Annotated in this window: 16 protein-coding genes; 12 read left to right on the top strand and 4 right to left on the bottom strand. The window is 41.8% G+C overall.

Translation table 11 applies throughout. The features are described from left to right. The first annotated feature begins 20 nt into the window (after positions 1-20). Positions 21-674: a phosphatase PAP2 family protein gene (locus tag YYK_RS07410; protein ID WP_012027610.1), complete on the top strand. Its 654-nt coding sequence runs from the start codon at positions 21-23 to the stop codon at positions 672-674. Between the two features lie 226 nt (positions 675-900). Here the strand turns inward: YYK_RS07410 and YYK_RS07405 are convergent, their stop codons facing one another. The 4 genes from YYK_RS07405 to YYK_RS07390 form a co-directional block, all read right to left on the bottom strand. Further along, on the bottom strand, positions 901-2,700 hold the full coding sequence (locus tag YYK_RS07405) for an acyltransferase family protein (protein ID WP_012775298.1): 1,800 nt from the start codon (positions 2,698-2,700) through the stop codon (positions 901-903). Further along, positions 2,690-3,112, bottom strand: a complete 423-nt coding sequence (locus YYK_RS07400) for an MORN repeat-containing protein (RefSeq protein WP_012027608.1) — start codon at positions 3,110-3,112, stop codon at positions 2,690-2,692. The genes YYK_RS07405 and YYK_RS07400 overlap by 11 nt, the downstream gene beginning before the upstream one ends. Positions 3,113-3,243: 131 nt before the next feature. After that, entirely contained in the window at positions 3,244-3,678 is a 435-nt protein-coding gene (locus YYK_RS07395; RefSeq protein ID WP_012775297.1) for a low molecular weight protein-tyrosine-phosphatase, read from the bottom strand. Between the two features lie 169 nt (positions 3,679-3,847). Next, the gene (locus YYK_RS07390) at positions 3,848-4,060 is read right to left on the bottom strand and encodes a CsbD family protein (RefSeq protein ID WP_002942806.1); all 213 of its coding nucleotides are present in this window, start codon (positions 4,058-4,060) and stop codon (positions 3,848-3,850) included. 201 nt (positions 4,061-4,261) lie between these two features. Here YYK_RS07390 and YYK_RS07385 point away from each other — a divergent pair, with 201 nt between their 5' ends. The 11 genes from YYK_RS07385 to YYK_RS07335 all read left to right on the top strand — a co-directional run bounded on the left by YYK_RS07385 (position 4,262) and on the right by YYK_RS07335 (position 12,501). After that, positions 4,262-4,780, top strand: coding sequence for a Dps family protein (locus YYK_RS07385; RefSeq protein ID WP_012027605.1), 519 nt, complete (start codon positions 4,262-4,264; stop codon positions 4,778-4,780). A 360-nt stretch (positions 4,781-5,140) separates the two neighbouring features. Then, on the top strand, positions 5,141-6,019 hold the full coding sequence (locus YYK_RS07380) for an ABC transporter ATP-binding protein (RefSeq protein ID WP_012027604.1): 879 nt from the start codon (positions 5,141-5,143) through the stop codon (positions 6,017-6,019). Beyond that, positions 6,016-6,747: an ABC transporter permease gene (locus YYK_RS07375; protein WP_012027603.1), complete on the top strand. Its 732-nt coding sequence runs from the start codon at positions 6,016-6,018 to the stop codon at positions 6,745-6,747. The genes YYK_RS07380 and YYK_RS07375 overlap by 4 nt, the downstream gene beginning before the upstream one ends. 8 nt (positions 6,748-6,755) lie before the next feature. After that, complete coding sequence (locus YYK_RS07370; RefSeq protein WP_024383662.1) at positions 6,756-7,850, top strand: sensor histidine kinase; 1,095 nt, start codon at positions 6,756-6,758, stop codon at positions 7,848-7,850. Continuing rightward, entirely contained in the window at positions 7,847-8,449 is a 603-nt protein-coding gene (locus tag YYK_RS07365) for a response regulator transcription factor (protein WP_012027601.1), read from the top strand. The genes YYK_RS07370 and YYK_RS07365 overlap by 4 nt, the downstream gene beginning before the upstream one ends. Before the next feature lie 307 nt (positions 8,450-8,756). Further along, positions 8,757-8,975: a YqgQ family protein gene (locus tag YYK_RS07360; protein WP_004194736.1), complete on the top strand. Its 219-nt coding sequence runs from the start codon at positions 8,757-8,759 to the stop codon at positions 8,973-8,975. After that, entirely contained in the window at positions 8,975-9,361 is a 387-nt protein-coding gene (locus YYK_RS07355; protein WP_004194735.1) for a rhodanese-like domain-containing protein, read from the top strand. Before YYK_RS07360 ends, YYK_RS07355 begins: the two co-directional genes overlap by 1 nt. Before the next feature lie 56 nt (positions 9,362-9,417). Then, positions 9,418-10,140 (top strand): lipoprotein, encoded by a 723-nt coding sequence (locus tag YYK_RS07350; RefSeq protein ID WP_012027598.1) that lies wholly within the window; start codon positions 9,418-9,420, stop codon positions 10,138-10,140. 307 nt (positions 10,141-10,447) lie between these two features. After that, on the top strand, positions 10,448-10,987 hold the full coding sequence (rsmD, locus tag YYK_RS07345) for a 16S rRNA (guanine(966)-N(2))-methyltransferase RsmD (protein ID WP_009910569.1): 540 nt from the start codon (positions 10,448-10,450) through the stop codon (positions 10,985-10,987). Then, complete coding sequence (gene coaD, locus YYK_RS07340; protein ID WP_014917298.1) at positions 10,977-11,465, top strand: pantetheine-phosphate adenylyltransferase; 489 nt, start codon at positions 10,977-10,979, stop codon at positions 11,463-11,465. The genes rsmD and coaD overlap by 11 nt, the downstream gene beginning before the upstream one ends. After that, positions 11,452-12,501, top strand: a complete 1,050-nt coding sequence (locus tag YYK_RS07335) for a SepM family pheromone-processing serine protease (protein ID WP_012775295.1) — start codon at positions 11,452-11,454, stop codon at positions 12,499-12,501. Before coaD ends, YYK_RS07335 begins: the two co-directional genes overlap by 14 nt. Positions 12,502-12,615 lie beyond the last annotated feature (114 nt).

Raw genomic sequence — 12,615 nt, 5'->3', positions numbered from 1 at the left:
TATAAGGTAAACTATACTGTATGAAGAATAAACAAATCCATTTACGAAACGCATCTTTTTTTGCTCTGGCCTTTGTGACATTGGGCTATGTAGTAAAATTTTATCCTAGTACCCTAGCAGGTTTTGATTCGACTGTCCAGTCTGCCATTCGTGGAAATTTACCAAGTGGAGCCAGTCAATTTTGGACCTCTATTACTGTTTTAGGAAATACGGTTATTATTTTAGCTATTACCATGATTCTAGCTGCTATCTTTTACTACTATAAAAAATGGAAGATAGAAGCTTATTTCCTACTTGCTAGTTTTGCGGCGATGGGTGTGGCATCCACAGCCCTGAAATATGTCTACCAACGTCCGCGTCCAAGTATTGAATGGTTGATTGATACCATCGGTTATTCATTTCCTAGCTGGCATACTGCATCAACTATGATGATTGGAGGAGCAGTTGTTATTATTGTTCACCAGAGGATGAAGAAAGGCATAGCTAGACTTGTGCTACAAGCCATGTTGATTCTACTTGCTGTCCTGGTAGCTGTATCCCGTATCTATATTGGGGTTCACTACCCGACAGATATTATCGGTGGTTGGCTACTTGCCGTCACTCTTTTACAAATGATGTATCCATTTTACGATCAGAAACGCTTTGAATGGCGTTTCCAAAGTAAGCAAAAATAGTCAATTTGACACCAACTCCTACTGTAAAAGGTAGGAGTTTTTTTAACTTGTCATCTTTCTATTATCGTTACTTCGCTTTTCCGTCCTTTGTAGAAGTGGCTTATTTCACAAGATTTATTGAGACTGAGCTCAGGCACAGCGCCATTTCTTAGAGTTCGCACTGGACTTATCGGAAAATCGTGCAAAAATCCTCCGAGAAATTCTCAGAGGATGATGATGTATAAATCTAGTTTTTGATTGGACCATCAGCAACGGCTTCAACAGCATTTTTTATCGTTTGGGCGAAGACTTCGCCTCCATTGCTTTCAAGATTGAAATGAACAAGGTCGGTATTGTACCAAATTGGTGGATTATCCTTTGCAACTTGATACCAGTCTGCAATGGAAATATAATCATATTTTTCAGCCAATTCTTTCTCGTATTGACCAGTTTGATAAGAAATGGATTCGCTCGGAGTGAAGTTTCCATCGTAAGGAGTGACAAAAATAAGGCGACGTCCTTTAGGAAAATCTTTGACTAGTTGGTCTAGTAGTTCCTGATAATTATCCGTAGTATTTGTACCTAGCGCTACAACTACAGTCTCTTTCAAGCTATTATTTTGCTTATAAAGATTTATCAATTTAGCAATTTCAGAGAGATTTCGACTGACAGTTCCATCGATCTGTGCATCTGGTAGCGCGGTCTGTATGGCAGAACTAGCGCGAACAGTAACAGAATCGCCAAAGATGATAACTCCTTTTTGAATTTCAAAACTAGTAGCTTTAGCGTTTTCAGCAGCAGATCGTGTTGTATTTAGTTGGGTCTGAGCTTGATAAAGATTGCTAACCATGCTCTCTTGTTCAAAACTTCCTAATTTTGGTCCAAATAGACAGATACCTAAGCCAACTATGGTCAAGCAAGCAAAGCTGCTAAGAAGCCATTTTTTATAGGGTTTTAAGTCTATTGCTAATCCAAACAAGCTTCCTACTTTACCAGCAATATATGGTTCTAGAATATAGAAGGAAATAGTTGATAGGATAGTAGAAAAAACAAAGGATAATCCCGCAGCGATAGTGGCATTTGTCAGTTGTGTAAAGATAATGAGCAAGGGCCAATGGAAGAGGTAGATACCATAAGAAATACTTGCAAAGAAGAGGATAATTGCAGGTTCTTTGACATCTTCGGTTTTCTCGTGAAGTACCCGAGCAGCAAAAATCATAGTTGCTGTAGCTAAACTGGATAGAAGAAAACCAATTAGATAGGTCCAGATGGAACTGAATTGAAGAGTAAAGAGAAGAAGAAGTTCTACTCCTAGTCCTCCAAGAAACAGACCTATAGCTTGTTTGATACTCAATGTATTCACTTGTTGCTGGAAGGCAGTTGTTGTATTTCCGATACCAGCGATGGTTGCGAGAATGCTTCCGAGGAAGAATGGGAAGGTATGTGTGAAGCTCGAGTAGTAAATGGTTGAGAAATTATCTACAAAGAAACTTGAGATAGACATTGCTAAAAAACTTAGCGAGAAGAGGCTTATAGATGTTAGAAAAATTGATCCACGTAGTTGCCCCACACTTTTTGAGATGCGAGTCCGATACCAAACTAAACCAGCCCAGACAAGGTAATACTGAACTTCTATGGCTAGTGTCCAAGTATGCACAAATAGATGAGGTGAAAATTGATTCTCGTAACTACCACCTGATAGAATTTCAAAGAAGTTTGTCATGAATCCGAGCGCAGCGACTATCTGATTGCCGATATTGGCAATGAAATCATTGCGGACAAGCAGAGCAAGTGGAAGAACCAAAAGAATCGTTAAAACCAGAGGGGGGAGAATCCGATAGAACCTTCTTCTGAAAAAGCTGACAATATCTATTTTTTTATGTTTTGCAAACTCATCAATCAAAAGGGCGGTTGTCAAATATCCAGACAGGGTAAAGAAGAGGTCAACCCCCACAAAGCCACCTGGGAAATATTTGATAAAGAAATGATAGAGTAGGACAAAGACTAATCCAATCACACGTATAACGGATAACCATTTAATTTTCATATTGATAAATCCCCTGTTTAAAAGTTCCTTCGTAGGTAGCTTGTCCTTCGGTGGTCAATTTTCCTTTTCCATCGGCATAGCCGTTTTTAAATTGCCCGGTATAAACCCACCCACTTGCAGATGTGTAGGTTCCTTGACCGTGGAAAATTCCATTTGTAAATTGTCCTTCGTAGACATCTCCATTATCAAAGGTCAATTTTCCTTGACCATTCATTTTATTTGCGACCACATAACCGTTGTACTGCAGGGCGCCATTATTGAAAGTCATGGCTTGCTTGCTGGCAATTCGCCCTGTAAATACAGAGAGGGCACAGATGAGGATAATAATAAGGGAGAGGATTTCAAGTTTTGGACGGGTGAAATGACTTGTTATATCATGCCATTTTATACTAGGTAATTTGAACTCTTTCATCGTTTTACTCTTTCATAGGATTTGACCGATGCTAATCAGTTCTTTCTAGGATACAGTAAGAAATTATCAGTTCAGTCAGAAATAGTTTACCATTTTTTTACAAATATTACAAAAATATTACATAGAAAATCTTATTCTTGATCAAATGACTGTAACCTGTCCAACCAGTCTTGACAACCTTTCTTTACCATTTCGTAGGTTTCGTCAAAATCTCCAGTATACCAAGGGTCTGGTACGGATTTTTCTGCGAATTGAAAAATCTTATTTTGGGCATGTGCTGGTGCTATTTTCTGTAAATCTCGGACATTATTGCTGTCCATACCGATGATAATATCAAATGCTTCGAAATCTGTCTGGCTCATTTGCTGTGATGATTTATCTTGGTCATAGGAAATCTTGTGCTTTTGGAAAATTTTCTGTGTTCCAGGGTAGATAGGATTACCATGTTCCCAGTTTGAAGTAGCACGGCTTTCAATGTGAAATTGACTTGTCATGTCTTTCATGACAAATTCAGCCATAGGGCTACGACAAATATTTCCAAGACAGACAAAAACGATTTTTTTCATAGATACTCCTTTCGTGACATAAGAAAAGAGAAGGTAGACTCGACAGGTAAATGTCTGAGTTCCCCTCTCTTGCATATTTTTGTTCGGGCTATAGGTAAAAGACCAAATTAAGTGTAATGTTCATTATCAAACAGTGCACGACCAATCCTACCTATATTGAACTCTTTGTTTATTTCTCTTCTTTGTCGAAAGCATTTTTGATGCCGTTAATGGCACCTTCAAGCCCATCTTTTGCATCTTCGACTAGCTCTTTTGCTTTGCCAATTCCTTTCTCAACAAGTCCTTCAACTTCGATTTCCTTGTCGCCGGTCAGCTTACCAATTACCTCTTTTGCAGATCCAGATAGCTGTTCTAGTTTTGCGTCAAATTTTTCTTCTGACATAAAATCCCTCCTCGATATACACATATGGGGGCGATGATTTTCTAAAAAGAAAATCACATACTATTCTTACTTACTAGTCTAACGTATATAAGTTAATATAGCAAGGAATTTGTCTGCCAATAATTCAGAGGAGGAGGGATAATTCTTGCAATTTTTTCTTCTTTTATTTATAATTATTATAAATAAAAGAAAGGGTGATATATGATGAAACAAAAATATTATCAATCTCCAGCAGAAATTGCGTCTTTCAGCCCGCGTCCATCACTGGCTGATTCTAAGGCTGTTTTGAATCAAGCGGTGGCCGATTTATCAGTAGCCCATTCAATCCTCCATCAAGTTCACTGGTATATGCGTGGTCGTGGCTTTATGATTTGGCATCCAAAGATGGATGAATATATGGAAGAAATTGATGGTTATTTGGATGAGATGAGTGAGCGTTTAATCACCTTAGGTGGGGCACCATTTTCTACCCTTAAAGAGTTTAGTGAAAATAGTCAGCTCAAGGAAGTTCTTGGTGATTACAATGTAACGATTGAAGAGCAATTGGCGCGTGTGGTAGAGGTGTTCCGCTATCTGGCTGCTCTTTTCCAAAAGGGGTTTGATGTCAGTGATGAAGAAGGTGACAGCGTAACCAACGACATTTTCAATGTGGCTAAGGCTAGTATTGAAAAACATATTTGGATGCTGCAGGCAGAACTTGGTCAAGCACCTAAGTTGTAAATAGATGAAGGGTCCACAGTAGGACTCTTTTTTTGCTACATTATTTAATACTCTTCGAATATCAAAATTATCCGTTGTCAACTTGCCTTGATGAACTCCAGATCTATCTTCGACTTCGTTTCCTAGGCTACTTTTGATTTTCATTGAGTATAATATGACATTTGTCACATGAGTCCATGACAAAGGCTTCTAGTGGGGTCTCCTTTTTCGAGATATACTGTCTATGTATCGTCATTTAGTTTTTCTTTTATTACTTCGTTAACTCGCCTTGCCTAATTCCAGTTATGCCTGCGGCTCGTTGCCTAGTACTAAAAGTAAACTAAAAGACTATAAGATGTTCAAGAAGTAGGAGGTAGAAAAATGATAGAAGTACAAGCACTAGAAAAAATCATCAAAGGACGGACGATTTTGTCCACTATTTCCTTTGAAATCAAGTCAGGAGAATGTGTGGCTTTAATCGGTCCAAACGGGGCTGGAAAAACGACGCTTATGTCTTGTTTGTTGGGTGATAGAAAGGCGACGAAAGGCCAGGTTTTGTTGGACGGTCTGGCTCCACAGGCTCGGTCCAATAAAGAAACGGTAGCAGTCTTACCACAAGAAAATGCTATCCCGACAGACCTGAAGGTCAAGGAATTACTCCGCTTTTTCCAAGCTATTTACAAGGATAGTCTGACAGATGTGGAAATCGACAGCCTGCTCTGCTTTTCCCAAGAGCAAAAAAATCAACTGGCCGGCAAGCTATCGGGTGGTCAGAAGCGGCTCTTGGCTTTCGTCATCTGCCTAATTGGCAAGCCCAAGTTGCTCTTCTTGGACGAGCCGACGGCGGGCATGGATACTTCGACCCGCCAGCGTTTTTGGGAGATTGTCCATGAACTTAAGGCTCAGGGTGTGACTATTTTTTATACCAGCCACTATATTGAGGAAGTGGAGCATACGGCGGAGCGGATTTTGGTCTTGCATCAGGGGCGGCTACTAAGAGATACCACGCCATTTGCTATGCGGAGTGAGGAGCAAGAAAAAGAAGTGACTTTGCCGATTGCCTTTGCGGCGGTGGTGGAGAGCTTGGCTGAAATCAATGGGATCAGCTACAAACAAGATACGGTCAGCTTCAAGACCCGAGCTATTGAGCAGGTTTGGGCTAGTTTGCAGGAGGCAGGTTGTCGGATTTCAGACCTGGAAGTGCAGAATAAAACTCTGCTCAATAGCCTATTTGACAAGACGAGGGAGGAAGAATCATGAAAGCATTAGTTCAAGTAGAGGCGGTAAAATTATCCAGAAGTTTGGGAGTATTTCTCCTGTCTATCGGTATGCCCGTCATCTTTTTCCTGATTTTCTCATCAACGGTCCGGTTTGATGATGCAGCCATGCAAAAGGCCTTTATCCAGTCCTACATGCTGACAATGACAGGTTTTTCCATGTCGGGCTTTGCCCTTTTCACCTTTCCCATGATGTTGGCAGAGGACAGAAAGAATAGCTGGTTGACCTTTATCCAGCATTCACCCCTGCCAATCTGGCACTACTACCTATCCAAACTGGTACGGGTCTTGCTCTGCTTTGTATCTTCCATTGCCGTTGTCTTTGCGGTGGGTGGCTTGGTCAAGGGAGTAGACTTGTCAGCTCAGGAATGGGTCGTGTCCGCACTCATACTCCTTGTAACTTCTATCGTATTTCTAGCTATCGGCTTGCTCTTGGTGCAAATCCAGTCTGAACAGGCCATGTCGGTTGTGGCAAACTTGCTCTACTTTGTTCTGGCTATCATGGGTGGCTCTTGGATGCCTGTTTCCCTCTTTCCAGACTGGGTGCAGCGGATTTGTAAACTTATGCCTAGCTACCATGTCAACCAGCTGGTGACCACCTATGCCCAAGAGGGAGATTTTCTCTGGAAATCCTTGCTAATTGTCCTAGGCTATGCGATAATTTTCTTAGGAATTGCTCTAGTTCTGAATAGAAAATCCGAGCAACAGTGAGGTAAGCCGTGATTTTTGAAAAAAGAAAGGTGCCGCTCATGTTCTTCGTGGGCATGGTCTTTCTCTATTTTCCCTTTTACTATGCCCAGTATAGTCCCAATCCAACAGCAGTTGTCCTAGCGACTATTCTCTTTGCCTTGGTTTATTGCTCCCTCTTTTATACCGACCACAAGCTCTATTCCCTGCTGGCTTGGTTTTACCTGATTGGCTATATCGCCGTCATGAGTTTTTGGGGCAATCTGCAATTTTCCCTCTTCATCTTTAACCTGTCCAATATGCTAGGCTGGTACTACAAGGAAACTCGGCCGACCTATCGGACGGTGTCCTATGGGATCTTGTTACTGGCCATTATCCTCTGGGCTCTCTTTGGCCCTGTTCCTTTTGAGATGAGAGCTTTTGCACTTGTTATCCACTTCTTTGGCTTGGCCTTGCTGATTTTCAGCTGGATTGAGATCAAGCGGGAAGCCCTTCAGCAACGCCTACAGGAGCAGAATGCGTCCATCAATCTCCTGCTGGCTGAGAATGAACGCAACCGTATCGGTCAGGACTTGCACGATACGCTGGGGCATGTCTTTGCCATGCTGTCTGTCAAGGCTGAGCTGGTCCAGACACTTTTAGACCATGATCAGATTGACCAGGCCAAGAAGGAAGTGCAGGAGCTCCAGACCTTAGCCAAAGACTCCATGCAGGATGTTCGCCAGATTGTCCAGTCCCTCAAGCAGTACACCGTGGCAGAGGAACTCCAGATTTTACAGCAGATGTTGGACCTGGCAGGAGTGGATTTGCTTGTCTTGGGCGGGGAAATAGCAGAGCATCTCAGCTTACCTGTCCAGAACAAGCTGGCTATGGTGCTGAGAGAGTTGGGCAATAACCTGCTCAAGCACAGTCAGGCTAGCAGATGCCGGTTGGTTTTTGAAAAAGACCAGCAAGAATTGGTTTTATACTACGAAGACAATGGTGTGGGCTTTGCCAAGTTGACTGGTCAGGAATTACATACCATAAAAGACAGGTTGGTGACGGTGAAAGGCAGTTTGGAGTTTCTTTCTCTGGCAAATCCCACCCGCCTGTCCATCCGAATTCCGTTTGAGGAGGTGGTAGAATGAGAATCTTAGTCGCAGAAGACCAAGCAATGCTGCGGGACGCCCTCTGTCAGCTCTTGTGTTTTCAAGATGCGGTTGAGGCTGTTTTACAGGCAGAAAACGGCAGCCAGGCCATTGCTCTTTTGGAAAAAGAGCCAGTAGATGTGGTGTTATTAGATATAGAAATGCCTGAAAAGACGGGCCTAGATGTCTTGGAATGGGTGCGGGGTCAAGCCTTGCCTGTCAAGGTTGTCATCATGACCACCTTCAAGCGACCGGGCTATTTCGAGCGAGCGGTCAAGGCAGATGTGGATGCCTATGTGCTCAAGGAACGCTCCATCGCAGACCTCATGCGGACCATTGAGACGGTCTTGGCAGGGCGGAAGGAGTATTCGCCAGAGTTGATGGATATTCTCTTAACCCAACGCAGCCCTTTGACCAACCTAGAAAGTCAACTACTCAAGCTGGTGGCAGAGGGGCTGTCCAATAAGGAAATTGCCTGCCAGCTCCACCTGTCTGACGGGACAGTCCGCAACTACATGACCTCTATCCTGTCCAAGCTAGGCGCCGAAAACCGCACCGCCGCTGTTAAGGTGGCACAGGAAAAGGGTTGGTTAGTATAAACGAATGAGATTGGGCATTTGTCCAATCTTTTTATAGACCTGATTTTTGACTGAGTTTTTATACTCTTCGAAAATCAAAATCAGACGTTGTTGACTTGATTTGATGAGTAAAAGGCTCCAGTGGAGCCTTTCAGCCTGTTCCCTTGAAACAAAATAGTAACAGGGTTCTATCTGCGTAAGTAGTAACGAACTACGTTCGCTCTATCTCCAACCTCTAAAGGTTCCCCAAACCTTTGGAGCTAGTCTGTTTTTGATTTTCATTGAGTATTATATTGAAAAACACCTAAAATTCTGCTACAATTTTTTTATGAAAAGACTTTATGATGTGCAACAATTACTCAAACGGTTTGGTATAATTGTCTATATGGGCAACCGTCTCTACGATATTGAAATGATGCAGATAGAATTAAATAGAATCTATCAGGCAGGTGTCTTAGATCGGTTGGAATATATGGAAGCAGAGCTTGTTTTGAGGCGTGAACATCGTTTGGAATTAGAGTATCAGAAATCAAGGGAGAATGAGTGATGGAAACATTTTGGGTATTTTTAGTATTTTTGGCAGTATTGGGAGCCTGGATGGGCTTTAATTACTGGAGATTGCGTCGTGCAGCGACTGTGATTGATAATGCAGAATTTGCAGAAAAGATACACGGAGGTCAGTTGATTGACCTGCGAGACCCGAGTGAGTTTAATCGTAAGCATATCTTAGGTGCGAGAAATATTCCTTACCAGCAATTGCGCCAGTCTACAGCTGCTTTGCGTAAGGACAGACCTGTCTTAATCTATGAGAATGATCGTGGTCAGTTGGTAACGCCTGCAGCCCTTCATCTGAAGAAACAGGGCTTTAACGAAATCTATATTTTAAGCTATGGTCTAAACGGATGGAATGGTAAGGTAAAAACAACTAAGTAGCATTGTCAGTAGGCTAGAGTATTTTCTTATGCAATAAGACGGATAAGGGAAAAAATATGGAAAAGAAATTTGAAAAGTTGTCATTGGCAGAAATTGGCATTATTTCTTTTATGGGACTTATTTTATTGATTAGCTTAGGCGCTAGTTGGTATAAAAATGCTCAAAGCGAAACAAGTGATACAAAGACAGTACAGCAAGTGTCCAATCAGAAAAAAACGGTTGATACATTATTTCAGGATGCTGAGAATGCTGTCATTGTATTAGAAGGAACACATACTGAAGAGAAACTTGCAGAGGCACAATCTGCAGTAAACAAGGTTACGGATGCGACTAAAAAAGCAGCATTACAGAAACGGATTGACCAAGTAAAAGAGCTAGTGGGACAGCAGACAGATGCTCAAACACAGGCTAAGCTAAAAGCGGAGTTGGTCAGAGCGGAAGCAGCCCAAAAAGTAGCTGATGAGAAAAAAGTATCTGAAACAGGGACTAGTCAGTCAACGGACCTTGCTGAAGCTAGTGAGACCTCACAAGAATCCTATGTAGTGCCTAATCAAAATATATATGGAAATCAAAGTGTGAGTTCAACAAGCCAGTATACAAGCAGCGTGGCGTCAACTAGTACAAGTACTTCAGTGCCTCCGACTAGTGAAGGAGCACCTGTGGTAGAAACTCCAACAGTTTCTGAAGCCCCGGCGGAAACGACGGATTCAACAACTAGCCTGGTTGAGTCAGTAGAAACAGTTCCAACAGCTGACGAGAGTTCACCAGATAATCCGTAGACTTTTTAGCTACTGGTTCTTTATGGCGTATTAGCATACTGGAAAAAATAGCTATTTGTATTTCAACATCAATTTTTTCTTGTAACGATCTAGTTTAAATACATACGATAAGAGTGAGGAATTTCGCGTAAAACAGAATTTCCTTGCTTTTTATTTTTATCATTTTGTTGAATAGTGCGAGAATAATTTCCTGCTATAGCGGTTGAGAGTGTATTTGGTAGAAGGTTGAAAAAGTTGGTGCAAAAAGGAAAGCAGGAAGTGCACTTGGTTTCAGCAACGAGCTTCATTTTTTGCTATAATATACCTTATGAGAATTGTATCGGGAAGCTATGGTGGAAGACCACTGAAAACGTTAGATGGAAAAACAACCAGACCGACATCGGATAAGGTCCGTGGAGCCATGTTCAATATGATTGGTCCCTATTTTGAGGGTGGTAGAGTTCTTGACTTGTACGCCGGCAGTGGTGGTTTATCTATCGAGGCTATATCTCGTGGCATGGAGTCAGCAGTTCTGGTTGAGCGAGATCGACGAGCACAAGCCATTATCCGTGAAAATATTGCAATGACTAAGGAAGCAGATAAATTTCAGCTTCTAGCAATGGAAGCTAGACAGGCTTTGAACAGTGTGGGAGGTCCTTTCGACCTGGTATTCTTGGACCCTCCTTATGCAGAGCAGGAAATTGAAGATGTGATAACAGAACTTTGTCGGCGTGACTTACTAGCAGATGATGTTATGGTAGTCTGCGAAACGGATAAGGCGGTCTCTCTTCCGGAGGAAATAGCAGAGCTGGGGATATGGAAAGAGAAACTCTACGGAATTAGTAAGGTAACAGTATATGTCAGATAAGATTGGATTGTTTATGGGCTCATTTGACCCCATTACCAATGGACACTTGGACTTAATTGAACGAGCGAGTGGACTATTTGATAAATTATATGTGGGAGTTTTTACCAATCCTAAAAAGGCAGGACTCTTGACAGGTTTGGAGAGAAAAGCCATTTTGGAGAAGCTTTTTGTAGGAATGGAGAATATCGAGGTCGTTCTGTCTGAAAATGAATTGGTAGTCGATGTAGCTAAGCGCTATGGAGTAACACATTTGGTCCGAGGATTGCGTAATGCGACCGATTTGGAATACGAGTCAAGTTTTGATTTTTACAATCGTCAGTTGGCGCCAGGTTTGGAAACTATTTATTTAATCGCCAAGCCAGAGCTTAAGTTCGTATCATCCAGCCAGGTTAGAGAATTGCTGTATTTCAAACAGGATATAGGCCCTTATGTTCCAGAAATTGTTAGTGAGGAGATTAGAAAGAATGAAGAAAAATAGGAAGTTAACCTTAATTGCATCTATTGTTTTAGGAACTCTTTTGATTTGGTTTGCCGTTTTTGTTCGTCTGCCTTATTATCTGGAAAGTCCAGGTGGAGCTGCCGATATTCGTCAGGTACTAACGGTGAACAATCAAATAGACCAAGAGGATGGCTCTTACAACTTCACCTATGTATCAGTCCAACAGGCTACAGCTTTACAACTATTCGCTGCTCAGTTTGATCCCTATACGACAGTTCGTTCCTCTGAAGAGATGACAGGAGGGGCCGACAATGAGGAGTATTTCCGTATAGCACGGTTTTACATGGAGACATCGCAAAATATGGCGAAGTACCAAGGTTTGACCTTGGCAGGAAAAGAAGTCAATCTTGATTTCTTTGGTGTCTATGTGCTTGCCTTGACGGATGATTCAACCTTTAAAAAAGTTCTTAATATTGCCGACACTGTTGTGAGTATCAATGGAAAAACATTTGAGTCTTCTCCTGATTTGATTAAATATGTGAGTGGCTTGGAGGTTGGAAGTGATGTAACAGTTGGTTATATTAGCGCTGGTCAGGAAAAATCTGCGGACGGTAAGATTATCAAATTGTCTAATGGCAAAAACGGGATAGGTATCACTCTCGTAGATCATACAGAGGTTCAAAGTTCGATTCCGATTGATTTCCAAACAGGAGATATTGGTGGTCCAAGTGCTGGTCTGATGTTTACACTTGCCATCTATACTCAACTCGCAGAGCCTGACTTACGTGATGGTCGGATTATTGCTGGTACGGGGACTATCGAGCAGGATGGAAAAGTAGGTGACATTGGTGGGGCTGATAAGAAGGTCATTTCGGCAGCTAAGTCTGGTGCAAGTATCTTTTTTGTACCAAACAATCCAGTTGATGTAGAAGTTTTGAAGAAAAATCCAAAGGCTAAAACGAACTATGAAGAAGCTAAGGAAGCAGCCGAGAAAGCAGGTCTAGATATTGAGGTAGTTCCTGTGAAAACTGTTCAAGAGGCTATTGATTATTTGAAGAAAACAAAGGGCGAGTAAATCGTCCTTTTTTGCTAGAGAATAATATTATAATTGTCAGAAATTTCTCCTAAATGGTAAAGTAGAAGAATTTCCAGATAAATCGTGTTATAATGATAAGGTTAAGTGTGAGAA

It is taken from the genome of Streptococcus suis S735 (assembly GCF_000294495.1).
GTDB lineage: Bacteria > Bacillota > Bacilli > Lactobacillales > Streptococcaceae > Streptococcus > Streptococcus suis.
Note: the sequence above shows the minus strand (reverse complement) of the source record. Positions and strands in the feature narration are given on the sequence as shown.